This window comes from Acetobacter sp. DsW_063 (genome assembly GCF_002153745.1).
In the GTDB taxonomy this organism is placed as follows: domain Bacteria; phylum Pseudomonadota; class Alphaproteobacteria; order Acetobacterales; family Acetobacteraceae; genus Acetobacter.
In genome coordinates this window covers 15,250-39,884 of record NZ_JOPL01000007.1, presented here as the reverse complement: position 1 = coordinate 39,884, position 24,635 = coordinate 15,250, and the positions used below count along the sequence as shown (strand labels likewise).

Annotated in this window: 24 protein-coding genes; 7 read left to right on the top strand and 17 right to left on the bottom strand. The window is 62.0% G+C overall.

Features of this window, described 5'->3' with window-relative positions; all coding sequences use genetic code 11:
* Positions 1–758: 758 nt before the first annotated feature.
* The 8 genes from HK28_RS01735 to mdcA form a co-directional block, all read right to left on the bottom strand.
* A complete protein-coding gene (locus tag HK28_RS01735) occupies positions 759–1,685 on the bottom strand; it encodes a malonate decarboxylase subunit epsilon (RefSeq protein ID WP_198945759.1) in 927 nt (308 codons plus the stop codon).
* Positions 1,686–1,754: 69 nt separating this feature from the next.
* Entirely contained in the window at positions 1,755–2,714 is a 960-nt protein-coding gene (locus tag HK28_RS01730; RefSeq protein ID WP_086642895.1) for an AEC family transporter, read from the bottom strand.
* 34 nt (positions 2,715–2,748) lie between these two features.
* Positions 2,749–3,612: a triphosphoribosyl-dephospho-CoA synthase MdcB gene (mdcB, locus tag HK28_RS01725; RefSeq protein WP_086642894.1), complete on the bottom strand. Its 864-nt coding sequence runs from the start codon at positions 3,610–3,612 to the stop codon at positions 2,749–2,751.
* Positions 3,609–4,295, bottom strand: a complete 687-nt coding sequence (mdcG, locus tag HK28_RS01720; protein ID WP_086642893.1) for a malonate decarboxylase holo-[acyl-carrier-protein] synthase — start codon at positions 4,293–4,295, stop codon at positions 3,609–3,611. Before mdcG ends, mdcB begins: the two co-directional genes overlap by 4 nt.
* Entirely contained in the window at positions 4,296–5,024 is a 729-nt protein-coding gene (locus HK28_RS01715) for a biotin-independent malonate decarboxylase subunit gamma (protein ID WP_086642892.1), read from the bottom strand.
* The gene (locus tag HK28_RS01710; RefSeq protein WP_086642891.1) at positions 5,011–5,940 is read right to left on the bottom strand and encodes a biotin-independent malonate decarboxylase subunit beta; all 930 of its coding nucleotides are present in this window, start codon (positions 5,938–5,940) and stop codon (positions 5,011–5,013) included. Before HK28_RS01710 ends, HK28_RS01715 begins: the two co-directional genes overlap by 14 nt.
* Entirely contained in the window at positions 5,937–6,251 is a 315-nt protein-coding gene (mdcC, locus tag HK28_RS01705; protein WP_086642890.1) for a malonate decarboxylase acyl carrier protein, read from the bottom strand. The genes HK28_RS01710 and mdcC overlap by 4 nt, the downstream gene beginning before the upstream one ends.
* 6 nt (positions 6,252–6,257) lie before the next feature.
* Complete coding sequence (gene mdcA, locus HK28_RS01700; RefSeq protein WP_086642889.1) at positions 6,258–7,901, bottom strand: malonate decarboxylase subunit alpha; 1,644 nt, start codon at positions 7,899–7,901, stop codon at positions 6,258–6,260.
* A 111-nt stretch (positions 7,902–8,012) separates the two neighbouring features.
* On the opposite strand from mdcA, the gene HK28_RS01695 reads away from it, so the two are divergent.
* The gene (locus HK28_RS01695) at positions 8,013–8,894 is read left to right on the top strand and encodes a LysR family transcriptional regulator (RefSeq protein ID WP_086642888.1); all 882 of its coding nucleotides are present in this window, start codon (positions 8,013–8,015) and stop codon (positions 8,892–8,894) included.
* Between the two features lie 274 nt (positions 8,895–9,168).
* On the opposite strand, the gene gatB is transcribed toward HK28_RS01695, so the two are convergent.
* From gatB to gatC, 3 genes are read right to left on the bottom strand one after another with little or no spacing between them, the layout of a single operon-like run.
* Positions 9,169–10,623 (bottom strand): Asp-tRNA(Asn)/Glu-tRNA(Gln) amidotransferase subunit GatB, encoded by a 1,455-nt coding sequence (gatB, locus tag HK28_RS01690; RefSeq protein ID WP_086642887.1) that lies wholly within the window; start codon positions 10,621–10,623, stop codon positions 9,169–9,171.
* A complete protein-coding gene (gatA, locus tag HK28_RS01685; protein WP_233140291.1) occupies positions 10,620–12,104 on the bottom strand; it encodes an Asp-tRNA(Asn)/Glu-tRNA(Gln) amidotransferase subunit GatA in 1,485 nt (494 codons plus the stop codon). The genes gatB and gatA overlap by 4 nt, the downstream gene beginning before the upstream one ends.
* The gene (gene gatC / locus HK28_RS01680; protein ID WP_086642886.1) at positions 12,101–12,391 is read right to left on the bottom strand and encodes an Asp-tRNA(Asn)/Glu-tRNA(Gln) amidotransferase subunit GatC; all 291 of its coding nucleotides are present in this window, start codon (positions 12,389–12,391) and stop codon (positions 12,101–12,103) included. The genes gatA and gatC overlap by 4 nt, the downstream gene beginning before the upstream one ends.
* A gap of 70 nt (positions 12,392–12,461) precedes the next feature.
* Between gatC and ruvX the strand changes: the two genes are divergently transcribed.
* From ruvX to HK28_RS01660, 4 genes are all read left to right on the top strand, one after another.
* Entirely contained in the window at positions 12,462–12,947 is a 486-nt protein-coding gene (ruvX, locus tag HK28_RS01675; RefSeq protein WP_086642953.1) for a Holliday junction resolvase RuvX, read from the top strand.
* A gap of 268 nt (positions 12,948–13,215) precedes the next feature.
* Positions 13,216–13,992, top strand: coding sequence for a 4-hydroxy-tetrahydrodipicolinate reductase (dapB, locus tag HK28_RS01670; protein WP_086642885.1), 777 nt, complete (start codon positions 13,216–13,218; stop codon positions 13,990–13,992).
* Between the two features lie 337 nt (positions 13,993–14,329).
* Complete coding sequence (gene metK / locus HK28_RS01665) at positions 14,330–15,517, top strand: methionine adenosyltransferase (RefSeq protein ID WP_086642884.1); 1,188 nt, start codon at positions 14,330–14,332, stop codon at positions 15,515–15,517.
* Positions 15,518–15,561: 44 nt separating this feature from the next.
* A complete protein-coding gene (locus HK28_RS01660) occupies positions 15,562–16,290 on the top strand; it encodes a tRNA (guanosine(46)-N(7))-methyltransferase TrmB (protein ID WP_086642952.1) in 729 nt (242 codons plus the stop codon).
* Between the two features lie 259 nt (positions 16,291–16,549).
* On the opposite strand, the gene HK28_RS01655 is transcribed toward HK28_RS01660, so the two are convergent.
* Together HK28_RS01655 and purH are read right to left on the bottom strand one after the other, a co-directional pair.
* Positions 16,550–17,239: a hypothetical protein gene (locus HK28_RS01655; protein WP_233140290.1), complete on the bottom strand. Its 690-nt coding sequence runs from the start codon at positions 17,237–17,239 to the stop codon at positions 16,550–16,552.
* Between the two features lie 264 nt (positions 17,240–17,503).
* Positions 17,504–19,084 (bottom strand): bifunctional phosphoribosylaminoimidazolecarboxamide formyltransferase/IMP cyclohydrolase, encoded by a 1,581-nt coding sequence (gene purH / locus HK28_RS01650; RefSeq protein WP_086642883.1) that lies wholly within the window; start codon positions 19,082–19,084, stop codon positions 17,504–17,506.
* Positions 19,085–19,306: 222 nt separating this feature from the next.
* Here purH and HK28_RS01645 point away from each other — a divergent pair, with 222 nt between their 5' ends.
* Positions 19,307–20,245: an alpha/beta fold hydrolase gene (locus HK28_RS01645; protein ID WP_198945757.1), complete on the top strand. Its 939-nt coding sequence runs from the start codon at positions 19,307–19,309 to the stop codon at positions 20,243–20,245.
* A gap of 19 nt (positions 20,246–20,264) precedes the next feature.
* Here the strand turns inward: HK28_RS01645 and accC are convergent, their stop codons facing one another.
* From accC to aroQ, 3 genes are read right to left on the bottom strand one after another with little or no spacing between them, the layout of a single operon-like run.
* On the bottom strand, positions 20,265–21,608 hold the full coding sequence (gene accC / locus HK28_RS01640) for an acetyl-CoA carboxylase biotin carboxylase subunit (RefSeq protein WP_086642882.1): 1,344 nt from the start codon (positions 21,606–21,608) through the stop codon (positions 20,265–20,267).
* On the bottom strand, positions 21,608–22,072 hold the full coding sequence (accB, locus tag HK28_RS01635; RefSeq protein WP_086642881.1) for an acetyl-CoA carboxylase biotin carboxyl carrier protein: 465 nt from the start codon (positions 22,070–22,072) through the stop codon (positions 21,608–21,610). Before accB ends, accC begins: the two co-directional genes overlap by 1 nt.
* Positions 22,069–22,524: a type II 3-dehydroquinate dehydratase gene (gene aroQ, locus HK28_RS01630; RefSeq protein ID WP_026396474.1), complete on the bottom strand. Its 456-nt coding sequence runs from the start codon at positions 22,522–22,524 to the stop codon at positions 22,069–22,071. Before aroQ ends, accB begins: the two co-directional genes overlap by 4 nt.
* Positions 22,525–22,741: 217 nt before the next feature.
* Between aroQ and HK28_RS01625 the strand changes: the two genes are divergently transcribed.
* Positions 22,742–23,269, top strand: coding sequence for a septal ring lytic transglycosylase RlpA family protein (locus tag HK28_RS01625; RefSeq protein ID WP_086642880.1), 528 nt, complete (start codon positions 22,742–22,744; stop codon positions 23,267–23,269).
* Positions 23,270–23,564: 295 nt separating this feature from the next.
* Here the strand turns inward: HK28_RS01625 and HK28_RS01620 are convergent, their stop codons facing one another.
* Positions 23,565–24,599, bottom strand: a complete 1,035-nt coding sequence (locus HK28_RS01620) for a YihY/virulence factor BrkB family protein (protein WP_233140289.1) — start codon at positions 24,597–24,599, stop codon at positions 23,565–23,567.
* Positions 24,600–24,635: the final 36 nt, after the last annotated feature.

The following is a 24,635-nucleotide window of genomic DNA, read 5'->3' as shown; positions in this document are numbered from 1 at the left end:
CAAGCTCAACGGAAAACCGACCGTCAGGAGAAACGGTAAGACGGGCATGGAGCGGCGGGCGAGGGGTTTTCGAAACGAGATAACTTTCATCGGCAGAAGTCGCCGACATTGTCACCAGTAATGCCGGTCATCCCATTCCCGTGCTCTTTCTCCGGTCAGCTAGGCCTCGCGAATATCAGGCGGATCACTGGGAGGTTCGTCTCCGGGAAACGCCAGGAATCCCAATTCGAAAGCATGCCGCAGGTTGGGGGCGTCCGGCGCAGTGGGGCGTTCATCTGTGGCTCGAACATACCCTTGCGCCCATGCCAAGATTGCCCTCAGTGGGTTCGGAAATATCCAGACGGGGGCGAGATGCAGCCTCGGCATACGGCGAGACTATTCGGTCCGTGGGTTTCGAGCCCGACAATATGTCGGTAATCAACGTGAAAAATCGACGGCCAATCGAAATTGCGGATGAGATTTTTTCACGGAGCAAGCGAAAGCGTCTCGATGACTCTGGCGTCAGCCTCGACGCGCCATGCCGATGTTGCGATGTGGACCATAGGTCTAATTGGCGCCGGAAAGTCGGGGTGGCGGGCGGCGCAAACTGTTCGCCCAGATAACAGCGCCGCCCGTCATCGCTCTACCGCGTTCGCTGACGGGCTAAAATGATCTAGATCAATGAGAGGCTGTTGTTCGCGATGTGGTCGCGGATTGATGACGCAAGGCTTCGCTGTGGCAGGCCTTTAAAAGGCGTCGCCTGTCGCAACGTTTGGTTCTTAAGACGCACGGAGCAGCCATTGCCGCACGCCATCCAAGCCATGAAAGTCATCAATGCTGCGCGCGGGAATGTCGGGCAGGGAGGTTCGCGCCATACGTGTCAACGCCGATCCGGGGCCGAGCTCAAGAATCACCTGCGCATCAGACTCGCGGCATCCTTGCAGGCAGGCGTCCCACCTGACTGTCTCGGCCACCTGCCGGGCGAGCCGTTCGCAACCATCCTCCGGGCGCAGTATGGGCTCCCCGTCGAGGCCGCTCAGCAAACGCAGGCCTGTTCGTGGCGCTTTCGGCTGTAATTCCATTATGGATTGCTTCAGCGGCTGGACGGCGTTCCGCAGCAATGGCGTGTGCGATGGGACCGAGACGCGCAGCCGGCGGGCTACCGACGCGCCTTGTTGCATGGCCCGAGCCAGCGCGACATCCAACTCGGCGATGGGTCCGCCGATCACGACGTTGTCTGCGGCATTCTGTATAGCGATGAAAAGTCCCGTCTGGGCAAGAATGCGTTGCAGCCGGTCGGGTTGAAGACCGACAATTCCCGCCAGTCCCGCGTCACGGGGGCTGGCGGCGTCCATCAAATCCGCCCGTGTGGCGGCCAGTTTGAGAACCTGTTCGGGCTTCAGACACCCGGAGACGCCCCAGGCGGCGAGTTCGCCTACGCTATATCCTGCGCAAACGATGCGAGCGTCGACTGGTCCGAGCGCCGCGTGCGCGGCCAAAGTCATCGAGCAGCATAGAATCTGCCCCGTTCGGTTGGAGAACAGTTGCTCCATTGGGGCTGTGCGAACGAAGGCGCGGGGGTCGGCGCCAAGAAGTGTCCTAGCGGCCTGAAACACGGGTTCCGCGGAGGGATCGCTCTCGACAAGCGAAAACATCTCTCGATGCTGCGTTCCCTGCCCGGAACAAAGTATGGCGACGATAGTCAAGATCCGGCGTCCTCCCGGTGTGCTGCCGAAGTTGGCGGCGACGGATCGGACATGGACGCCTCGTCGTCGTCAAGAAGCGGCGTGAGCCAGTGGCGTTGCCGTAAGCCATAGCGCGGCCGTCAGGGTGATGAGGCTGAGCAATGTGCTTACCACCATGATCGAACCAGCGTCCCGGCTGTCGGCTTGATAACGCAAGGCGAAGAGAAGACCGAAGAACCCTGCAGGCAATGCGAGCAGCAGAATGACGGCGTGCGCCATTTCTGCCGGCATAGGGATGACGCTGACAAGCAACACGCCGAGCAGCGGCTGTATGATATTGCACAAAACCGACAGTCCGATGATGCGCGGTGACCAGGAGACTTTCTGCGCGCTCAGGATCAGACCGGTGACGAACAGCGCGACGCCGGCGGTCGCCTGTCCGAGAAGATCGAACGACCGGATTATAAAAACCGGAAGTTCAAGCCCGACAAGGGCGACCGCCACGCCAAGAAACGGCGCCACGACGAGGGGCTTGAGCATCGAGCGACCGATGGACTGAAAGAGCAGCCGCACGCCGCTGATGTCCCCCTGAGCCTTGGAGGCTTCAAGAAAGGCGAGGGTCAATGGCGACATGACGATGGCGCCGGAGACAATCGCAGTTGTAATATAGAGTTTTCCGGTCATTCCGAACACGGCGGAGGCGAGCGGTATTCCGGCGGCCGCATAGTTCGGCAACGATACGCTGAGCGCCATAACCGCCGAGACCGCGGCCGATGCGCCGAACACGAACCGCGCCAAACACCACACCAGCGCAAATATGAGGAGCATTCCAAGGAGCAGTGTCAGGAGCAGCGGCCATTGTTCGGCCAGAACCTGACGGGAAGCCCGGGCTGTCGTCGCGAACAAAGCAGCGGGAAGAGCGAACTCCATTGTCAGCACATTCAGGCTGGCGACATTGCGGTTGTCAATTTTTCCTTGTTTGCCAGCAACATAACCGGCGGCCATGATAGCGAATATTGGAACGAGAGATGTAAGAAGCACCTGGATCATTTTCTGACCTCTGTTTGTGACAGTTTTTATTTATTTAAAAACGCTCGTCGAATGGGTCGATTTTTTCAACAAATAGACTCATCGCCAGTCCATCGGCGGCGCCGCCGGGGGACAGGTTACGGGCCACAAAATCCGCATGCATAGCCGCCGCGCGAATTTTCCACCCCGGAACATTGACGCCGCCGTCGCAAAGAAACGCGCGTGCGCTCTCCTGAGCGTGGCGCAGCCCTTCGACGCCGCCACGATGAAGAAGGTTTGTGTCGTCTACGGCGGCGATCAACGCCATGCAGCATTGCACGCGCGCCGCTTCCGTATGCGTCGGGTTAGCGTGACGGCTGCTGCGCAGCGCGGCGACCCCGATTTTGTGCACGACCGGAAAGCCGTTCGCCGCCTCAAGGCGGGCGCCGCCTACACCATACTGAGCGCAGACGCGACCGCCGTTGCTGGTCGCCACGACCGGCGTGGCCCGAATGGCCTCGCCCCACACGGTCCGCACGACTTCTCCACACGACATCGTGGCGTCGTTTCCGGCGCGCCAGCCTGCGGCGGCGCATAGCAGACCCAGTCCCCAGATTGCGCCGCGATGCGTGTTGACGCCGTTGGTCGCCTCCAGCATCGCGCGTTCGGCGGCAAGTCCTATACGGCGCAGTTCGGAAAGAGCGGCATTCCGATGCCCTGCAGCGTATAAAGATTCAAAAAAGGGCTCTATTGCCGAAGCGCTTTTTATGAACGTTGTCACCGACATGTCTCGGTGGCTGCCGCTGTCGACGTGGCTGACCAATCCCGGCTTAGGCCAGGTCATTATTTCATCGATCAGACAATCATGCGCAGACTGGGCTACGATTTTTGCTTTGGAGAGCTCTGGCTGAGCAAGGGGAGGGGCGCTCAGGAAATTCATGACGCCATAACTTCTCGCGATGGCGCCGCGTCGCGTGTGAAGAGAGACGCGACCGTGGTAATCTCCACGCCATGGCACAGTGATTTCGCAAGTACTGTCTCGCCGCCGCCGTGCTTCGCCGAATCGTGCAACTCCCGCCACTGAACGCCCCGATCATCCGGAAATATGACTTCGCCATCAAGACACATCGTCAATGCGCCGGTCAGGGCGGCCAGATCGCGAAGGAGGGAGGTCGTGTCATGCCGCACGGGATCGACGCGCCACAGGATGTCCAGATCGGAGGTCGCGGATAAATAATCCAGACCAGTGATGCTTTGCCAAAGCAGGCTGCCGGTCGCCTCCGGAGCGATGTCGTGACGAGTCGCCAGCTGGAGCAGTTTCGTAACGTCCGGCCGCCAGAACGAATCTGGCTTTGCGTCCAGTGCGGACAGAGCCGTGGAGCCGTCGAACGGTGCAAGGCAATCCACCGGCAAGAGAAAAGGCAGCCTGAGTTTTCCGAGCGAAGGCGGCAGCGGCAGCCCGAGGGCGACGCCAGCGTCCTCGTCCGGAGCAGGGCGCCGACAGACCAGAGGCCGACGCAGGGCAGCCCAGTCGCGGACCTCCTTAAGTGGATGGTCTCCCGCGACCTCACGCCATGCTGAGGGCGAGACGGTGACCAACGCATGGCGCCGGACAAGCACCATTTAGCGCGCTGCTTTCCCGAATTCCGCAGCAACTCTCAACGCGACGGAGTGGGCGACCTTGCGGCCGCCGCGCTCCTCGCCAAGTGTGTCGCGCGTGTCGGAGGAGGCGTCCAGCGTCAGGGCTGATTCGATGCGGTCTGAAAAATTGTCCGCCACCGTCCAGTTTTCCATGACCGCTCCGGTCGCGGCGAGAGGCGTTACGCCGGGCGCGAATATGGGCGTGGTTTCGGCTTTCTTCTCCAGAACTTCCAGAGGCAGCTTGGTCACGCGAGCAATCGACGGAAGGTCCATAACGCTGGGGTGTGCGCCATCGACCGTGATCAAGGTTTGCGCCGCGAGCGCCGTGGCGATGAACGCACCCGCCGCCGCTGCGCCATAGAGCACCGCCACAGTGCGATGTCCCGACAGCCCGGCGAGCGTCACGACTTTCGCCAGGTGGGCGAGATATTCGTTCAGGCCGAGCATCTCGTCGCGTCGTGTCATGCGTTGGCTGGCTGTGTCGATCAGAAGCACGATCGGCGTTTTCTTGCCGTCCTGAACGATGCGGATAATAACGCCTGCCAGTTCAATAGCGGTTTCGGGGCTGAGCGGCGCGCCGTCCGTGACCCCGACAACCTCGACCGCGGCTCCGTCCGTAAGCTTGGCTCGACCGGCGAGAGTGTTGGAAGGCCCCGCGACTACGTCATGGCCGGACGGAAACAGACGTGAAAGAAGCTCAACGGGCGTCATGTTTGATCTCCCGTTCGGAAAGAAGCGCAAGGAAGGCGTCGTCGTCGATGTCGGGAACCGATGTCGGGTCTGAAAGCCCGGCGCGCGCCCAGATTTCTGGAGTGTCGCGGCAATCTCCGTAACTTGAAAGGCGTTTTTCCAGACGCTCCTGTTCCGCCGCCATCGTCTCCAGCGTGAACGGCGGCGCAGCATTGCGGGAGCGGGCGGCGGCGGCGCGGAAGCTGGCGACGTCGCCCTTTACGTAGCTGTCAGCTCCGCCCAGCAGCACACGGCTGCGACCACCGGTGACGCGCCAGACAAGAGCGCGATCGCGTGAGTCAAATTCCTCCGCTCCCTTGTTGGTTTCGATGACTTCCGGCCCGGTAACGGAAATGCGCCCCTGTTCGGAAATGACGACGTGAGAGCAACAGGCCGTAACGATGCCACCACCACCGAACGCCCCCGCGCGTCCGCCGACAAGGGCTATGACCGGGACACCGGCGGCGCGTACGTCGATGAGCGCGCGAACGGTCTCCGACACAGCGAGTTCTCCTGCATTTGCTTCCTGCAGACGTACGCCGCCCGTATCGAGAAGCAAAAGAACCGCGCTGACGCCGTTCGGCGTTCCCGCCGCTGCCGCGACGGCGCGCAGCAGCCCGACGATTTTCGCGCCGCTGACTTCCGCGAACGTCCCGCCCATGAACTGGCCTTCTTGTGCGATGACCGCAACAGGTTTGCCATCAAGTTGGCCGCGCCCGACGATCACACCGTCGTCGAAAGCTGGCGGCAGGTCGAACAATTCGAGATGCGGGCTCATGACCCGCTCGGCCGGACCGAGAATTTCCCGGAATGTGTCGGCGTCGAGCAAACCCGAGATACGGTTGCGGGCGCTGGATTCGTACCAACTTGGGCTACGGACGATTTCTTCCGGGATCATGGCTGCGTCTCCAGAAGTTTTACGCCCTGAAGCAGACGCAACGTGACCGTGTCGGGCCGCGCGCCATTGTCATGGATGGAGAACCGCACTCCCCCGGGCGAAGAGCGGGCGATGAAATCCGCGACCACAGCTTCCCACACGGCCCGAAATCCTCGGGCCGATGTGGTCACGTCCACAACGACGGCGTCGCCAGTTTCACTGCGCTCAAGCAGCACCTCAAGATTTCCGGACGCCACGACGCCGACAATCGCCTGCCGTCCGGCCCCGGGAAGTGGTGCTCGCGCCTGAGCGCGAATGGTGAATGTTTCCATAACCTCTCACCAGTTGCGAAATTTCGACGGCGGGCTGTAAAGCCCGTCCGACCAGGTCACGAGATCACGAATGGAGCGCGCGGCGAGAAGATTGCGGCTTGCTTCCATCGGGTCCACGCCCAGATCTTCCGGACGACGGATCACGCCGCGTTGGCGCAGGGCCTCGACTTTCGCTTTGTCGCGGGCCAGGCCAACTGGCGTATAGCCGGCGACGCCGCGAATGGCCTGCTCCACGTCGTCAGCGTTGCGGCACAGAAGGAGGTTGGCGATGCCCTCTTCCGTCACAATGTGTGTGACGTCGTCTCCGAAGATCATGACCGGCGCAAGTTCCATGTTCAACTTGCGAGCCAGAGCGAGACTGTCCAGTTCTTCCACGAATGCGGGCTTCATACCCTCGCCGAAAGTTTCAACCATCTGCACGACAAGCTTACGCCCGCGCACGAGTGGCCCGCTATCGCCCGCCGCCTCCCGTCCGGCTTTCAGCCAGGCGTCGGAAACGTGCCTGCGGCCATGAGCGTCTGAGCCCATATTTGGCGCGCCGCCGAAGCCCGCAATGCGGTCAGGAGTTACCGTCGAGGAGTTTCCCGCAAGGTCGATCTGCAGCGTGGAGCCGATGAACATGTCGCAGGCGTAAAGTCCGGCGTTCTGACACATCAGGCGGTTGGAGCGCAGCGTTCCGTCCTTGCCTGTGAAATAGACATCCGGTCGCGCCGACATATAGCGGTCCATGCCGACTTCGCTGCCGAAGCAGTGGATCTGCTCCACCCAGCCGCTTTCGATAGCGGGGATGAGCGTCGGGTGCGGATTCAGCGCCCAGTGCGTGGCGACCTCGCCGCGCAGTCCCAGCTTTTCTCCGTATGTCGGAAGTAACAGTTCGATCGCCGCCGTAGCGAAACCAATACCGTGGTTCAGCCGCTTCGGCCTGTATTCCGCGTATATTCCTTTCAGCGCAATCATGGCCATCAGGATCTGGGAGTCCGTGACGGCGCCGGGATCGCGGGTAAACAGGGGTTCTACATAGAAGGGCCGCGGAGCCTCGACCACGAAGTCGATTTGATCCCCTGGAATGTCAACGCGGGGAACTTCGTCCACGATTTTGTTGACTTGCGCGACAACGATACCGCTCTTGTAGGCTGTCGCCTCGACGATCGTCGGCGTGTCTTCGGTGTTCGGACCGGTATAGAGGTTGCCATTCCGATCGGCGCATACCCCAGCGATCAGAGCCACGTTGGGCGTCAGATCGATATAGTAACGGGCGAACAACTCGATATAGGTATGAATGGCGCCGAGTTCGATCTTGCCCTGATCCAGCGCGCGGGCGATGGCGCCCGACTGCGGACCCGAATAGGAAAAATCGAGTTTTTTCGCGATCCCGAGGCGAAAGAGGTCAAGGTGCTCCGGCAGCACGAGACCCGATTGCACAATGTGCAGATCGTGAATATCGGCAGGGTCGACCTGAGCCAGACAAGAGGCGAGGAAATCCGCCTGTTTCTGGTTGTCGCCTTCAAGGCACACCCGGTCGCCTGATTTTATGACGCGCCGCAGCATATCCGTAGCGTCATCCGCTGCAACGACCTTGCCGTCAGCGAACGGCGCCGCGGCATCCATCCGCGCTGCGCGTTCCGTTTTTTGTCTAGTCCAGTCCCGCATTGCTCCCAATCCTGTCAGGCGAGCGAATAAGGCGACAGTAGGCTCATGGGGCTGTCAGTGATAGAATAAATTTTTGACAGCTTGGTGAGTGATGTAATTAATGTTGTTATCATGATCGACACTACGCTTCTGGAAAGTTTCCTGACGGTCGTTGAAGAGGCGAGTTTCACGCAGGCGGCGGATCGCCTCGGTCTCACGCAATCTTCGGTAAGCCAGCAGATCAAGCGTCTGGAGAACCAGGTCGGACGGCGGCTGCTTCAGCGTTCGACCCATAAGGTCACCTTGCTGCCGGACGGTGAGAGACTGTTGGTTCATGCGCGCCGCATTTGCGGCGCAATTCAGGACGCCGAAAGAGAGTTCAACGCGCCCGGCGTGAGCGGTTTCGTACATATGGGCGTCGCAGAGGATTTCGCGACATCGCGTCTTCCTGATATTCTCAGGCGATTTCGAAGAATCTACCCTGATGTGACGTTGCAGATCGAGATCGGTCTGAGCGTGAACCTGCTCCAGAAACTCCATGAAGGCGTGTTCGACATCGTGCTCGCAAAAGCGCGTCAGTCCGCGAAAGACGCTGAACCGTTGCTGGACGATCCGCTGGTCTGGGTCGCCGCACCTGAGGAGCCTGAAATCGGAACGTTGCGGCCGTTGCCGCTTGCGTTGCATCCCGAACCGAGCATCAGTCGCGCCATGGTGATAGAGACGCTGGAACGGTGCTCGATTCCATTCCGTATCGCCCATACGAGCCTTAGCATCACCGGTTTACGCGCGGGTGTCCTTGCAGGATTAGGTCTGTCCGTGTTCGGGCGTAGTTTCGTGCCTGAAGGACTGGAAGTGCTGGATCACGAAGCGGTCGGACTTCCGCCGCTCCCCGCTTTGCCTTTCATTTTGGAAAAGCAGAAAGGATCAGAGGGAAACGCGGCGGTCGAGGCCCTAATCAAGGCCATACACGAAAATTTGGCGCTTCTGGACAGGCGGCGTTTCCCTGTCGCCTGACGAATGAATTTTTTAAAATACATGAATTTTGGAAGAATGATCTGAAATTTTGAGGGTGTCTGCCGAAGCGCGTTCACGTCAAAAGCGGCTCATATCGTGAGGAGCGCCCAATAATCCGGGCAATTACTCCGAGCGTGCGTGCGGCAAGGAGTAACCGCCGTGCAGACACGAAGCGGCCAGGGGAGGGCAGGCTTTCGAGAGAAACACGTGACGCCCGCTTCCGGGCGTCACGTTGAAAAGAACCGGCGAGAGGTTGAACTCTCTCGCCCCAGCCTCAGCCGTGGATTTTCTTCTTGAGGATATCGTTGACGATCGCGGGGTTCGCCTTGCCCTGCGTCGCTTTCATCACCTGCCCAACGAAGAAGCCGAACAGCTTGTCCTTGCCGCCAAGATACTGTTCGACCTTGTCCTGATTGGCTGCGATGATTTCGTCAGCCGCCGCCTCAATAGCACCGGTGTCGGTGACCTGCCGCAGGCCTTTACGTTCGACGATCTCAAGCGGCGCCTCGCCGGTTTCGAACATCGTCTCCAGCACTTCCTTGGCGATCTTGCCGTTGATCGTGCCGTCGGTGATCAGATCGAGCATCCCGCCAAGCTTGTCTGCGCCGACCGGGCTCTCCTCAATCGCCTTGCCAGTGCGGTTGAGAGCCGCGAAGAAATCGCCGGTCATCCACGCGGCGGTCATCTTGCCGTCACGACCCTTGGCGACGGATTCATAAAAATCCGCCATGGACTGCTCTGCGACCAGAACGCCAGAATCATACGCGGTGATTCCGTATTCCGTCTGGAATCGCGCACGCTTTTCATCGGGAAGTTCAGGAAGACAAGCCTTCAGCTCATCCACCCAGGACTGTTCGACGACCAACGGCAACAAATCCGGGTCCGGAAAATAGCGGTAATCATGCGCATCTTCCTTGGAACGGAGTGAGCGCGTCTCACCACGACCGGGATCGAACAGGCGAGTTTCCTGATCGACGGAGCCGCCGGACTCCCACACCTCGATCTGGCGCATGGCCTCGATCTCGATCGCCTGTGTGACGAAGCGGATCGAGTTGACGTTCTTGATCTCGCAGCGCGTGCGGAACGGTTCGCCCGCCTTGCGGACCGACACGTTCACGTCGGCGCGCATGGAGCCTTCGTCCATGTTGCCGTCGCAAGTGCCGAGGTAACGCAGAATCTGGCGCATCTTGCGCAGATACGCGCCTGCTTCCTCTGGAGAGCGGATGTCCGGCTCGCTGACGATCTCCATCAGCGCGACGCCCGCGCGGTTCAGGTCCACGAAGGAGCGCTTCGGGTCCTGATCGTGCAAGAGTTTCCCCGCGTCCTGCTCCAGATGCAGACGCGTGACGCCGATCTGGCGCGTGGAGCCGTCAGAAAGCTCGATTTCAACCACGCCCGAGCCCACGATCGGGTGGGTGAACTGGCTGATCTGATACCCCTGTGGAAGATCGGCGTAGAAATAGTTCTTCCGGTCGAAGTGGCTTTCCAGATTGATATGCGCTTTCAACCCGAGCCCGGTGCGGATCGCCTGCGCTACGCATTCATGGTTGATGACCGGCAACATGCCCGGAAATCCGGCGTCGATCAGGCTGACCTGCGTGTTCGGCTCGCCGCCAAACAGGGTTGAGGCGCCAGAGAACAGCTTCGACTGGCTGATGACCTGCGCGTGGACTTCCAGACCGACAACGATCTCCCACGTGCCGGTGGAGCCTTCCAGAGTGTACGTCATGCCGCTGCTCCTGCGCGGAAGGTGGGACGCGCGGTAAAGTCGGCGGCTTTTTCAAGCGCCGACCCGACAGCGATCAGCGTTTCTTCGTCGAAGTGCCGTCCGATCAACTGCAGGCCAAGCGGCAGGCCTGTGCTGTCCAGCGACACCGGCACCGACAGGGCAGGCTGGCCCGCCATGCTCGCGGGCACGGTGAACACGTCGTTCAGATACATCTGCACGGGGTCTTCCGGCTTCTCGTTATGCCCAAACGCGGCGGTCGGCGCAGTGGGGGTCAGCAGCACGTCCACCGATTCAAACGCCTGCGTGAAGTCGCGCTGGATCAACGTGCGGATCTTCTGTGCGCGCAGGTAGTAGGCGTCGTAATACCCGGCCGAGAGCACGTAGGTTCCGACCAGAATACGGCGGCGCACTTCCTCGCCGAAGCCGTCATGGCGGGTGCGCTCATACAGCTCGTCCAGGCTTGCGCCTTCGCGGCGGTCTCCGAATCGCACGCCGTCATAGCGGGCGAGGTTGGACGACGCCTCGGCGGGGGCGATGATGTAGTACGTCGCCAGACCGTATTTCGTATGTGGCAGGGACACGTCCACGATCTCGCATCCGGCCTCACGCAGCATTGCGACGCCGCGATCCCATACCGCCTGAAGCTCGGCGGACATGCCGGGCGCGCGATATTCTGCGGGCACGCCGACGCGCAGGCCCTTCAGGCTGCGTCCGCAGGCGGCGCGGTAATCCGGAACGGCGATGTCGGCGCTGGTGCTGTCCTTCACATCGTGCCCGGCCATGGCCGCCAGCATGATGGCCGCGTCCTCGACCGTGCGGGTCATCGGACCCGCCTGATCCAGCGAGCTTGCGAAGGCGATCGTGCCCCAGCGGCTACACCGTCCATAGGTCGGCTTCAGACCGACGATGCCGCAATACGCCGCAGGCTGGCGGATCGACCCGCCCGTGTCCGTGCCCGTCGCGCCCATGGCGAGGTGCGCCGCAACCGCTGCGGCCGAGCCGCCGGAGGAACCGCCCGGCACCAGCGGAGTGTCGTCGCCGTTGCGCCGCCAGGGGTTTTCAACCGCGCCGAACGCGGAGGTCAGGTTCGTCGAGCCCATGGCGAACTCGTCGAGATTCGTCTTGCCGACGAACACCGCGCCATTGGCGAGGAGGTTGGCCGTCACCGTGCTCTCGTAAGGCGGCGTGAAATCGCCGAGGATGCGGCTGGCCGCCGTGGTCCGTACGCCCTTCGTGCAGAACAGGTCCTTGATCCCCAGCGGGATGCCGGTCAGCGTTGGAGCGTCGGCAGCAGCGAGTGTTTTGTCAGCGTGAGCGGCCGCTTCCTTCGCCTGATCGGCGGTGACGGTGATGTAGGCGTTCAGGCGCCCGTTCAGCGCGTCAATCGCCTCGACATGTGCGTTCGTCAGCTCGACGGCTGTGAAGTCGCGTTTGCGCAGGCCTTCTGCGGCCTGTGCGATGGTCAGATCTGTCAGCATCATTCGACCACCTTCGGCACGGTAAAGAATGGACCTTCACGGTCCGGAGCGTTTGCCAGCACATCGCTCTGGCGATCGCCGTCCGTCACTGCGTCCTGCCGCTGGGGCAGGGCGGTCGTCTGGGAGGTGCCCACCATCGGAGGGATGCCCTCAACGTCGACCTCGTTCAGGATCTCGATCCAGCCGAGGATGCCGCCCATCTGGGCGCGCACGGTTTCGATTTCCTGATCGTCAAGGCCAATCCGGGCCAGTTTGGCGATGCGTCTCGTGGTCGCGAGATCAAGCGACATGCAGCAAAAACTCTCATCAGAGGAAAAAAACGCTGGCGTGGCCGGCGGAGCGGCAACATACCCCCAGCCTATGGCACTGTTCAACATGGACCGGCTCTTCGCTGAGCTCACACCGGGCCAGAGGCTCCTCGGCATCGATCCGGGCGCACGCCTCGTTGGCCTTGCGCTGTCCGACGTGATGCGGATGGTCGCGTCGCCTTACTCCGTTCTCAAGCGGGACAAGTTGGGCGCCATGGCCCCTCGCGTCGACGCGATCGTGCGTGAGCACGATGTCGGCGGCATCGTCGTCGGTCTGCCTTTATCGCTTGATGGCGATTTCGGTCCGGCTGCGCAGGCTGCGCGCGACTGGGCGCAGGATCTGTCGCAGCGCATAGGTGTGGCCGCAGCGTTGTGGGATGAACGATTGTCCTCCAGCGCGGTCAATCGCCTCCTGATTCAGGAGGCTGACATGTCGCGTAAGCGAAGGCAGGAGACCGTGGACAAGATGGCGGCCGCCTACATGCTTCAGGGGGCGCTGGATCGTTATGGCGGCGACGCGTTTAGCCACGCTCCATAATGAAAAGTTGGCCTCGCTGCTGGGTCGGTAGTCGCCCTCATATCGAAATCGATCCGTATTGGCGTTGAACGTGTTGGGCAAACGTCGTAGGAGGAGGGGTCCATGGTGATCCCCCCAAATCGCACCGTGGATGAATACCGGCGGCGTGATCTTCCCCCCGGATCGCGCCGCCACCTTGGGTATTGTTTCGCCTTGAGCGCTTCCCGATGAACATGGCGGCTACAATGGGGCCGCGGGTTGTGATGATGGTTGAAGGCGTTTTCAGGACATGACCAAAAATACGTTGCGGGTCGCCATAGCTGGCGTAACGGGCCGGATGGGCAAAAATCTGGTCCTGAGCGTTAGGGAAGCCGGATATGCGCTGGTCGGCGGCACTTCGCGCGCGGATTCCCCGATTGCGGACGTGAGAATCGCCAGCGACCTGAGCGAACTGATCGCGAATGTCGACGTCGTGATCGATTTCACCCACGTGTCGACCGTGGTTCGTCACGCGGAAATTGTTTCAGAAGCTCGGGTCGCCTGGGTGCTGGGAACGACCGGTCTCTCCGCCATTGATCAGGCTGCGGTGGTGGTGGCCGGCGAACGGGCGCCGGTGGTTCAGGCAGCCAATTTCTCGCCCGGAGTCACGTTGGTTGAGCGTCTTGCACGGCAGATGGGCGCGGCGCTTCCGGCGGAGACCTACGATGCTGAAATAGTCGAGATGCATCACAGGCAGAAAGTCGATGCGCCTTCCGGCACCGCGTTGTCCATAGGCGCAGCCGTCGCGGCGGGGCGCGGGGTCACGCTCGACGCCGTGCGCGAGCCGGCGCGGGAAGGGCATTGCGGCGCGCGTTCGACGGGCGGAATCGGTTTTGCGGCGTTGCGGGGCGGGCAGATCGTCGGCGAGCACACGGCGCTCTTTACCTCCGCGCGCGAACAGATCGGCCTTACGCACCGGGCGTTCGACCGGCGGGTGTTTTCCGACGGCGCCGTCATGGCGGCGGCGTGGGCGGCGAAACAGGCCGCGGGCCTCTACTCGATGGAGCATGTGCTCGGCCTGATCTGAACGTAAGGCCCGCCTGCGCGAAGTTTTATGCGCCTCGTCGTCGGTGATAATTGGCGGCGGCAGGACAGAGGAAAGACTCTTTTCTTGGTGGCGCTCCGGCATGTGCGGCCTCTACACGGCGCTCATTGTCAGGTTGCTGGTTGGCGATGGTTGTGGGCGTCACGCGAACGTCCACGCCTATTCACGTCAGAAATACGTGAATAGGCGCTCATGCGTGACTGCATCGGTCTTAACTTGACCCCGCCCCCGTCCTCGGCCAAACGACGTCGGTCTTTTATTTGCAGCGGCGCGCGAGGTCGCGGCGTAATTCTTTTTTTGCGAGGCGTTCAGCACAATCATGCTCAAGCACGGCGAGTTCCTGTTTACTTCGGAATCAGTGTCCGAGGGTCATCCGGACAAGGTCGCGGACCGCATCAGCGATACGGTGCTTGACGCCTATCTTGGTGCCGATCCTGAAGCCCGCGTCGCCTGCGAAACGCTGGTGACGACCAATCGCGTCGTCCTCGCAGGCGAGGTCCGCGGCCCGGCGTCGGTGACGTCCGAAGGGCTGATCGAACTGACGCGCGAGGCGATCCGCGACATCGGTTACGATCAGGCTGGCTTCTCCTGGAAGAACGCCGAAATCAGCAACTATCTGCACGCGCAGTCCGCGGACATCGCTGTCGGCGTCGACAGCGCAGGCGAGAAAGACGAGGGCGCGGGCGATCAGGGCATCATGTTCGGTTTCGCGACGAACGAAACCGACACCTTCATGCCGGCGCCGCTGTACTACTCGCACAGCATTCTCAAGACCATGCGTGACCTGCGCCGGGCGGGCGACAAGCGCGCTTTCGGCCTGCAGCCCGATGCGAAAAGCCAGGTGACCCTCCGTTACGTCGACGGCAAGCCTGTCGGCGCGACGTCCGTGGTTATCTCGACGCAGCACGACGAGGGTATGAACCAGAAGCAACTACGTGATGAGTTGCGCACGATCGTCGCCGATGTGCTGCCGAAAGGCTGGTTGCCGCCGGAAGACGAATTCTACGTCAATCCGACCGGCATCTTCGTGATCGGTGGCCCGGACGGCGACGCCGGTCTGACCGGCCGCAAGATCATCGTCGACACCTACGGCGGCGCGGCCCCGCATGGCGGCGGCGCATTCTCCGGCAAAGATCCGACGAAGGTCGACCGTTCCGCCGCTTACGCCTGCCGTTATCTGGCGAAGAACGTTGTGGCTGCGGGCCTCGCCGACCGTTGCACGCTGCAGATTTCCTACGCTATCGGCGTGTCGCACCCTCTGTCGGTTTACGTAGACCTCGACGGCACGGGCAAGGACATTGACGAGGCGAAGCTCGGCCGCGTCCTGCGCGAGGTGATGAACCTGTCGCCGCGCGGCATCCGTCAGCATCTGCGTCTGAACCGTCCGATCTATGCCGAGACCTCGGCATACGGGCATTTCGGACGCACCCCGGACGAAGCGCGCGACACCTTCCCGTGGGAGCGCACCGATCTGGTCGACGCGCTGCGCGGCGCGTTCAATCGCTGATATTCACGTCCGTTAATAAGGCCGCAGACTTGGTCCGGACCGCGATTGAGGAGGAGGTTGAGTCCTCCTCCGTTACCCTCAAGCCCCCCGCCATACGCCTCTATGGGAGGCAACGTGGTCATCCACTGCGGCCCCGGCAGCAGAGGCTGATCGACGAATCTCTGCCCCGCATGAGATTCGCCCTTTCCAATGCGACGAACCCTGCCGAGGCGTTCGACGTCCGTCCGGAGCAGGTATGGCTGGAGGTCGGTTTCGGCGGCGGCGAGCACACGGCTGCGCAGATCGCGGCGCATCCGCAGGTCGGCTATATCGCCTCTGAAGTTTTCGAAAACGGATTGTGCTCATTACTGGGCCGTCTGTTTCCGGAGGCCGAGGAGGCGACTGCGTCAACGCCGCCGATGTTGCGTATCTGGGACGAGGACGCGCGGGAATTGCTTGCGGCGCTGCCTGAGGCGTCTCTGGACCGACTGTTCCTTATGTTTCCCGACCCTTGGCCAAAGGCGCGCCACACCAAGCGAAGATTCGTTCACCCGGGGAATTTGCCGCTGGTCGCCCGCGCTCTTAAGCCGGGCGCGATCTGGCGCGTCGCCAGCGACGATCCGACCTATCAGAACTGGGTTGAGGAAGTGATGGCGGCCCAGACGTTCTTCAATGTGGAAGCGCCAGCCACCACACGACCCGATGATTGGGCTCCCACCCGCTATGAAGCGAAAGCTCTGGCGGCAGGGCGGCAGCCTTTATACTGGAGCTTCACGCGCCGCCACGGCGTCTGAGGCGCGCTGGCGCACGGGGGTGAGCGTATCTGCGGAGTTCGTATTCTTCGCAGACGCACCTAACCCGATTGCTCGGCAAGATTTCTCTCGAAACAGATTTTGAAGCGTTCCGGGTATCCCGCCGAGAACGTGCCCCCGTCGCTACATTTTCGTGGCGGGCGGCCTTACGCTGCGCCGCAGCTTCAAGTTGCAGGAAGCATCTCCAGCGAAGTCGCCGAGCCAGTGGAGATGCCCCGCTCACGCGTATCTTCAGATTAGGTCAGTGACTCTCCGAGGCCGGGATCACGTCGTAGCCCGGCGAGCCGGGGGGATTGCCTGCCTCCGGCGCGTCGTCCGCGACCACGGTGACAAGATGATCCGCACTCGGGCCGATTTCCCGCGCGGACAGCGCCTTCCCGAGATCGCCGGCCGCGCCGGGTCCCACCGCATAGATTTTCGATCCGGGAGAAAGCCAGGAAGCCACTTTGGCGGCGGCGCCGGTAGAGAGGCTTACGACGGTATGGTCTTTCAGGATGGCGCCGACCAGTAACCCGCGCACGTTATACAACTGCTGCCCAACGACGCCGCTGACGACCAGATCCGGTCCTGCCAGCATTTCGGGGCCGTGCTGCGGCATGGTGATCGCCGTATCGTCTGAGCCCTGCCCATGGGGGCCCGAAACGGCGACTGCGCGGAAGATGGGGAGGGATTTTCCCTTGAGGCCTGACCCGCTGACGCGTTCGCCCGGTTTAACCAGCTTTGGGAGCGTCTCGGCCAACTGTCGGGAGAGGAAAACCTCAGTGCCGTCAGAGAGCACGAAACCCGAAAGTTTCCCGTTTGGCGAAGGCAAATATTGGGAGACAACCCCGCTGAAGGTCGGCAGGCCAGAGAGATCGTAGACAGAATCGGCCGTTGGGCCGCTCGCAGCGCTTGCGTAGCCTGCGCCGAGCGCGGACGCAGCGGCAGACAAGAGCAGAGTCGTAAACGTTGACCTGAGAAAGTGACGCATGATCGCCTCGACTTGCCGCGATCCATGCGATTCGCTGAGAAACGCAGAGACGCGACCGTTAGAACGCCACCCGATCAGACTGGAACCTTGATCGGGTAAAAGATGCATGTCGAACAAGAAGTCTGAGGCCGATCCGGGCGAGAACGCTAACGGATCAGCCTCAGACGCGTGAGACCAGCAATCTCGCCACTTTCGCTCCCGGCAGGCAATGGCCGCGCGTGCGGGTCAGTGCCGGAAATGACGCATGCCGGTGAAGACCATAGCGATTCCGGCTGCATCCGCAGCGGCGATGACTTCATCGTCGCGGATCGATCCTCCAGGCTGGATAACCGCAGTGGCACCTGCCGCGACGATGGTTTCAAGCCCGTCGGCGAAGGGGAAGAACGCGTCAGAAGCGGCGACGCTTCCCTGCGTCAGCGGCGCGTCCAGACCTAACGTCCTGGCAATGTCCCCGGCCTTACTAGCGGCGATGCGCGCGGAGTCGAGGCGGCTCATCTGCCCGGCGCCGACGCCGACCGTGGCGCCGTCCTTTGCGTAGACTATGGCGTTGGACTTCACATGCTTGGCCACCCGGAACGCGAACAGGAGGTCGGCCATCTCGGTCTCGGTCGGCGCCTTCTTCGTGACGACCTTCAGATCCGCTACGCCGATGCGCCCGTTGTCGCGGGTCTGCGCCAGAAAACCGCCAGCAAGCGAACGGACGACAAGCCCGCCCTGAGACGGGTCTGGTAGCGCGCCGGTCAGCAGCAGCCGGAGGTTCTTCTTCCGCGCCAGCGCGTTCATGGCGCCTTCTGTGGCATCTGGCGCGACAATGACTTCGGTGAAGATCGAGGCGATCTTCTCGGCCGTTTCCTCGTCCAGCGCGTGGTTGAGGGCCACGATGCCGCCGAAAGCGGAGACAGGATCGCACCGGAGCGCGAGATCCCATGCGGAGGACAGGCTGGAAGCCGTAGCCACGCCACACGGGTTGGCGTGCTTGACGATCAAGACCGCCGGTTCGCTGAACTCGGCCACCGCTTCGAAGGCGGCGTCCGTGTCGTTGAGGTTGTTGTAGGACAGGGCCTTGCCCTGAACCTGCCGCGCGGTTGCGACGCCGGGCCGCGCCTCGCCATTGCGGTAGAACGCTGCCTGCTGGTGCGGATTTTCACCGTAACGGAGCACTTCGGCGCGTTCGCCGGCGATGGTCAGGCGCTCTGGCAGCAGGTCGCCCCGTTCTTTTGCGAACCACGCCGAGATCGCGGCGTCGTAGGCGGAGGTGCGAGCATAAGCGGCGCCTGCAAGGGCGCGGCGCGCCTGCAAGGTTGTGCCGCCCTGTTCCAGCGCCGTGATGATTTCGGCGTACTGCGTCGGGCTGGTCAGCACTGCGACATGGTCATGGTTCTTCGCCGCTGCGCGGATCAGGGCGGGGCCGCCGATGTCGATGTTCTCGATGCAGTCCTCGGCGCCAGCTCCTGAAGCAACAGTTGCCTCGAAGGGATAGAGATTCACCGCGACCAGATCGATTGGGGAGATCTGATGCGCCTGCATCTGCTCCACATGGGCGGGAAGATCGCGGCGACCGAGGATGCCGCCATGAATTTGGGGGACCAGCGTCTTCACGCGGCCGTCGAGGATCTCCGGGAAGCCGGTGTGGTCGGACACCTCGGTCACGGGTAACCCTGCGTCGCGCAGCGCCTTGGCGGAACCGCCTGTGGACAGGATTTCCGCCCCGTGCGCGACAAGCGCGCGGCCGAGGTCGATCAAGCCGGTCTTGTCGGAAACCGAGATGAGAGCGCGCGAGACGCGCAGCGGTGCGGACTGGTCCATAAGGGCGGGTCTTTCGTAACGTCTGGCGCGCCGCCCTGTGCGCGAACGGAGGCGGATCTGGCGCAATAAACGGGGCGTTTAACCGTGCATCCTGCGTGTGGCAACCGCCGATGGGCTGGCGCCTGCCCCGCTGCGCGGCTCGACCGGTGCGGCGGCGGTATGCTGACATGGGAGAGAAGACGTCGGCGACGCCCCTGTCGACGCAGCGCCAGGAGCTTTCGAATGTTTTCACCGCCTTCGCGTCTGTCGCCGCGTATGCCACCGCGCCCGAAATCGCGGCTGTTCCGGTTCGCGGCGACTGTCGTTGTGGGCCTTCACCTTGCGCCAGCCGGCCTTTTCGCGGCGCCGCCCGACGCTTGTGACGAGCCGTCGGCGCCACGCTGGCGAACGCTCCCGCCGACGCCAGACCTCGGACCGACATTTCGGACCGGCCATCTGGGCAATCGCGGCGCTGTTTTGTTTTATGCGGAAGCGGGAACAGGCGAGCCCGTGCTGATGCTGCACGGAGGGATGGCCAACGCGAATTTCCTTGCGGCTCAGGCGCGGAATCTGGTCGCTGATGGCTACCGGGTCATTCTGCTCGACAGCCGCGGGCACGGGCGGAGCACGGCAGGAACGGAGCGGCTAGGCTATGACCTGATGATGGAGGACGCGGTCGCGGTGCTCGATCATCTGCGGATAGACAAGGCTGCGATCATCGGGTGGAGCGACGGCGCCATCGTGGGGCTTAATCTGGCGCTGAATCACGCGGATCGCATCAGCCGCGTGTTCGCCTTCGGCGCCAATGTCGATCCCGGCGGCAACGATCCGAACGCGGGGCAATCGACGGTCGTAAGATGTTTTTTTGATCGGGCGCGATCAGAATATCAGCGACTTTCGCCGACGCCGGGGAAGTTCAACACGTTCGCGGCAAGCGTGCAGGCGATGTGGGGGCGGGAACCCCATTGGGACGCGGGGCGTCTGGCGACGATCCATACGCCTGTCTGGATCGTCGACGGCGATCATGACGAGATGATCCATCAGGAGCACACGGTGGCCATGTCGCATATGATTCCGGGCGCGTATCTGTTGATCCTGCCGGATTCCAGCCACTTCGCCTTTTTGCAGGCGCCGAGCCTGTTTCACGCGGCGCTGCAGGATTTCCTAAGCGGTCGCCCCTGATCAGGGGCGACCGCAATGGTCAGCCCTTGCGGGCTGTGAACCGCTCAAGCCAGTGGATGGTGTAGTCGCCCTTCTGGAACTCCGGATCCGCCATGATGCGGCGGTGCAACGGGATGACCGTCTTAACGCCTTCCACGACGATTTCGTCCAGCGCGCGCTGCATCCGTCGGATGGCGGCGTCGCGCGTCGGGGCGTGGACGATCAGTTTGGCGACCATGCTGTCGTAATACGGCGGCACGCGGTATCCCGTGAAGATCGCGCTGTCCATGCGCACGCCCGGCCCGCCGGGCGGGTGGAACATGGTGATTGAGCCGGGGCTCGGCGCAAACGTCTCAGGGTCTTCGGCGTTGATGCGGCACTCGATGGCATGACCGGAGAAGGTGATGTCCTTCTGCTCGTAGCCAAGAGGCTCGCCCGCCGCGATGCGTATCTGTTCGCGGACCAGATCGATGTCGCAGACCATTTCGGTCACTGGATGTTCGACCTGCAGACGAGTGTTCATCTCGATGAAGCAGAACTGGCCGTCCTGATACAGGAACTCCAGCGTGCCCGCATTGCGGTAACCCATCTTCGACAGCGCCGCTGTCGCCGTGGCGCCGATCGCGTCGCGCTCGGCAGCTGTCAGAGCAGGGGACCCCGCTTCTTCGAGCAGCTTCTGGTGACGGCGCTGCAACGAGCAGTCGCGTTCGCCGAAATGCACCACGTTGCCGTGTGTGTCTCCGAGAATCTGCAGCTCGATGTGGCGCGGCCGATCAAGGTATTTCTCAAGGTAGACAGCGTCGTTGCCGAACGCGGCCAGAGCCTCGGTGCGGGCTACGCTCCAGGCTTCGGCGATCTCGCTCTCGTCATGCGCGACTTTCATGCCGCGCCCACCGCCGCCAGCCGCGGCTTTGATCAGCACGGGATAGCCGATCTGAGCCGCGACTTCGCGCGCCTGATCGAGGTTGACCAGTTCGCCGTCGGAGCCGGGGACCAACGGCACGCCAAGCGCTTGCATAGTCGTTTTTGCGCTGATCTTGTCGCCCATCGTGCGGATGTGCTGCGCGGTCGGGCCGATGAAGGTCAGACCGTGTGCTTCCACGGTTTCGGCGAAATCCGCGTTTTCCGACAGGAAGCCGTATCCGGGATGGATCGCTTCGGCGCCGGTGATCGTGGCGGCGGAAAGAATCGCCGCGACATTCAAATAGGACTCGCGCGCTGTCGGCGGGCCTATGCACACAGCTTCATCCGCGAGGCGGACGTGCATTGCGTCGGCGTCCACGGTGGAGTGGACGGCCACGGTGCGGATGCCCATTTCGCGACAGGCGCGGAGCACGCGCAGGGCGATTTCGCCTCGATTGGCGATGAGGATCTTGGAGAACATCACTCGACGATGACGAGAGGCTGACCGAACTCGACCGGATCGCCGGACGTCACGAGGACCTGCTTCAGCGTGCCGCCTTTCGGGGCCTTGATCTGGTTGAAGGTCTTCATCGCTTCGATAAGCAGCAGCGTCTGTCCTGCGGTCACGGTCTGTCCAACGGCGACGAACGGAGGAGACGACGGGTCGGGCGCGAGATAGGCGACGCCAACCATCGGGCTGTTCACGGCGCCGGGGTGTTTGGACAGATCTGCCGGAGCCGTTGGAACTGGCGTAGCGGCAGGTGCAGGGGCGGCGGGCGCCGCCACCGCGACGGGGGCGACTGCGTGAGCGGCGACGGGGGCGGCGGCGCGGACGACGCGGATGCGGCTGTCTTTCTCCGAAACCTCGATCTCGGTCAGTCCGGTGTCGTTCAGAATGTTCGCCAATGCCCGTATGGCATCCGCGTCCACGAGCATCTGGCTCATTGAAGGTCCTCGTTAATGATGATGTCAGTCATGGCCTGAAGCGCCAGCGCATAGCCCGGCACGCCAAGCCCGCAGATCACGCCGAGCGCGCCCCGCGAAACGTATGAATGGTGGCGGAAAGGCTCCCGGCGGTGGATATTCGAGATATGAACCTCGATAACGGGCAGATCGACGGCCAGCAACGCGTCAAGCAGAGCCACCGATGTGTGTGAGTAGCCCGCCGGGTTGATGATGATGCCTTGCGCTCGTCCCCTGCATTCCTGCACCCAGGAAATAAGCTCGCCCTCGCCGTTGGTCTGACGAAAATCGATCGCCACGTCGAGGCGTTCGGCCGTCTGCGCGCATAACAGTTCTACGTCGTCCAGCGTGGCGCGTCCGTAGACTTCCGGTTGGCGAAGGCCAAGCATGTTGAGGTTGGGGCCGTTGAATACGGCGATGAGAGGGCGCTCCATGATGACGGGCCGTTAGCACGCCGCGCGATCCACTCCAAGAGCAGCGTGTTCTCTTGCGCCGACAGCGTCGTTGGGATTGACGATCCTGCATGGTGAAAATCCACGATAGACCCCGCGCCGGAGCGCCTTTGAAACCATGTAATTACGCTTTTTTCTTGTAATTGCGTTCAAGGGCGGCTTTGGTGGTCGCTGGTTGAAACAGGTGTGAGAAAGTTGGGTGCGGTTACAACGCGGGAAAATTCAGCGGGGCGTTTACTTTACCCTTGCCCTTTCTGGCTTCCTGGCGGCGGCCGACGCCACGGCGAGCGGCCCTTCGGTTGATGCGACGCCTGCTCACACGTCCTGGGCCGCTTCGGTACGTGAAGCTCTCTCCCGCAGGGCGCACGAATTGGCCTCGGCCACTCACGCATGGACACAGAAAGGTGTTGCGAGTTGGTATGGCGGGCGGTTTTCCGGCCGTCGGAACGCGCAGGGCGGCCGCTTCAATCAGGCTGAACTGACCGCGGCGCACCCAACCGCTCCAATAGGGTCCAAACTCCTTGTCGAATCGGAAGAGACCGGTCGTTCGGTCGTCGTGACCGTGAATGACCGTGGACCTTATGCGCGCGGACGCATTATCGACCTGTCTCACGCGGCCGCCGCGCGAATTGGCATGCTTGGCGCTGGTGTCGCACATGTGAAAGTCACTCCGGCCTCCGGAAGCGATGTAGAGCCGCTTGAGGTTGCGCAGGCGCCAGAGCACTAGTTTCCGAAGCAGAAATACGCTTGGCCTTGTTCTCGTCGAAATCGACCCTCAAACGGCTATAAGTGGTCACCGCACCTCGTTTTGAGACGTTTGAGGCCCGCAATCTCGTAACCAAAATACGCACAGAGCGCGCCCGTTTAAGGTTGAGACAGCGTCCAACCTGCCGAGCGCCTTGCGTGACGCATACCCCATCAGAACAAAGCTTGAAGCCTCTTACTGTGGTGCGGCGTGAACGGTGATGCGCTTGGTTCCAGATCTCGTAGGAGCGATGCAATAATCTGATTAAGGGGAGTGCTCAAATTTTTCGTCCCCCGTGTAGGCGGGTGTCGCCGGGACCGACCTTGCGAGGTCCGGACGACAATGAAAACGCCTCAAGTTCGGCGTTCAGCTCCGCGCCGAGCAGCACAACCCAAGCGCTGACAAAGAACCACATCATGATCGCCACTACGGCCCCGAGCGGTCCATAGGTGCTCGTGTAGTTGGCGAGGTGCGCAACATAGTAGGAAAACCCCGATGCCGATACGATCCACAAGATCGTGCTAATCACGGCGCCGGGGGCGACCCAACGCCATTGCGCATGCGTACGGCTCGGGCCGAAGCGATAGAGCGCCATCAGGGTCGTGATCATAAACGCGGTCATGACGCCCAAGCCGCTCATACGCACGGCGAATTCGATAGATCCTGCGGGTGGGTCTATTAGTAAAAGTGCAGGCAAGTATTTGAGTGCAACGGGGATCGCAACAAGGATCGCCACGCTGAGGCAGACACCGATCGTCGACGCGAGCGTCATCCCTAGCGCAAGAGCCTGAAAGGCCAGAAATCCGCGCTTTTCTTCAGCGTCATAGGCAATGTTCAGGGAGGAAAGGATCGCTTTTACGCCAGCGGAGGCGGACCAGAGCGCGATTAGCGTTGAGATCAGAAGATTGAGCGTAAGGGAGCTGTGTGGCTCCGATACAAGAATTTGAATCCGGTCCTCAATAAGTGTGAACGCAGCGGGCGGGAGCAGGCGCCTTACAGTATTGAGCTGCGTCGCGACGCTTTGAACGTCGAACGCCAATCCATAGATAGAAATCAGAATGCTGATCGAAGGAAAGAGCGCGAGAGTCGTATAAAAAGCGCAACCGGCGGAGACGAGGGTGGTCGGACCGGAGAGCAGCGCTTTTACCGTAGCCTTGGCTGCCCAGGCCCACTGCCGCTTTGTCAGTGCAAGCGGTGAGGGAACGGGCTCCATAACCTGCGCTGCCTCGCCATGTGCTGCGCTATCGGCGCTAGGCTGAACTATGTCGTCGGCCAGTCGCACATCGGAATCGCCGTGCGGCGTGTCTTGCATGGAGTTTTCGATAGGGGGAGTTAAGGTCAAGGAGCC

What these genes read in the sequence shown, in the direction of transcription:
- HK28_RS01730 (WP_086642895.1), bottom strand. Translation starts at nt 2,714, where the DNA reads ATGATCCAGGTGCTTCTTACATCTCTCGTTCCAATATTCGCTATCATG.
- mdcB (WP_086642894.1), bottom strand. Translation starts at nt 3,612, where the DNA reads ATGAATTTCCTGAGCGCCCCTCCCCTTGCTCAGCCAGAGCTCTCCAAA.
- mdcG (WP_086642893.1), bottom strand. Translation starts at nt 4,295, where the DNA reads ATGGTGCTTGTCCGGCGCCATGCGTTGGTCACCGTCTCGCCCTCAGCA.
- HK28_RS01715 (WP_086642892.1), bottom strand. Translation starts at nt 5,024, where the DNA reads ATGACGCCCGTTGAGCTTCTTTCACGTCTGTTTCCGTCCGGCCATGAC.
- HK28_RS01710 (WP_086642891.1), bottom strand. Translation starts at nt 5,940, where the DNA reads ATGATCCCGGAAGAAATCGTCCGTAGCCCAAGTTGGTACGAATCCAGC.
- mdcC (WP_086642890.1), bottom strand. Translation starts at nt 6,251, where the DNA reads ATGGAAACATTCACCATTCGCGCTCAGGCGCGAGCACCACTTCCCGGG.
- mdcA (WP_086642889.1), bottom strand. Translation starts at nt 7,901, where the DNA reads ATGCGGGACTGGACTAGACAAAAAACGGAACGCGCAGCGCGGATGGAT.
- HK28_RS01695 (WP_086642888.1), top strand. Translation starts at nt 8,013, where the DNA reads ATGATCGACACTACGCTTCTGGAAAGTTTCCTGACGGTCGTTGAAGAG.
- gatB (WP_086642887.1), bottom strand. Translation starts at nt 10,623, where the DNA reads ATGACGTACACTCTGGAAGGCTCCACCGGCACGTGGGAGATCGTTGTC.
- gatA (WP_233140291.1), bottom strand. Translation starts at nt 12,104, where the DNA reads ATGATGCTGACAGATCTGACCATCGCACAGGCCGCAGAAGGCCTGCGC.
- gatC (WP_086642886.1), bottom strand. Translation starts at nt 12,391, where the DNA reads ATGTCGCTTGATCTCGCGACCACGAGACGCATCGCCAAACTGGCCCGG.
- ruvX (WP_086642953.1), top strand. Translation starts at nt 12,462, where the DNA reads ATGGCACTGTTCAACATGGACCGGCTCTTCGCTGAGCTCACACCGGGC.
- dapB (WP_086642885.1), top strand. Translation starts at nt 13,216, where the DNA reads ATGACCAAAAATACGTTGCGGGTCGCCATAGCTGGCGTAACGGGCCGG.
- metK (WP_086642884.1), top strand. Translation starts at nt 14,330, where the DNA reads ATGCTCAAGCACGGCGAGTTCCTGTTTACTTCGGAATCAGTGTCCGAG.
- purH (WP_086642883.1), bottom strand. Translation starts at nt 19,084, where the DNA reads ATGGACCAGTCCGCACCGCTGCGCGTCTCGCGCGCTCTCATCTCGGTT.
- HK28_RS01645 (WP_198945757.1), top strand. Translation starts at nt 19,307, where the DNA reads ATGTTTTCACCGCCTTCGCGTCTGTCGCCGCGTATGCCACCGCGCCCG.
- accC (WP_086642882.1), bottom strand. Translation starts at nt 21,608, where the DNA reads ATGTTCTCCAAGATCCTCATCGCCAATCGAGGCGAAATCGCCCTGCGC.
- accB (WP_086642881.1), bottom strand. Translation starts at nt 22,072, where the DNA reads ATGAGCCAGATGCTCGTGGACGCGGATGCCATACGGGCATTGGCGAAC.
- aroQ (WP_026396474.1), bottom strand. Translation starts at nt 22,524, where the DNA reads ATGGAGCGCCCTCTCATCGCCGTATTCAACGGCCCCAACCTCAACATG.
- HK28_RS01620 (WP_233140289.1), bottom strand. Translation starts at nt 24,599, where the DNA reads ATGCAAGACACGCCGCACGGCGATTCCGATGTGCGACTGGCCGACGAC.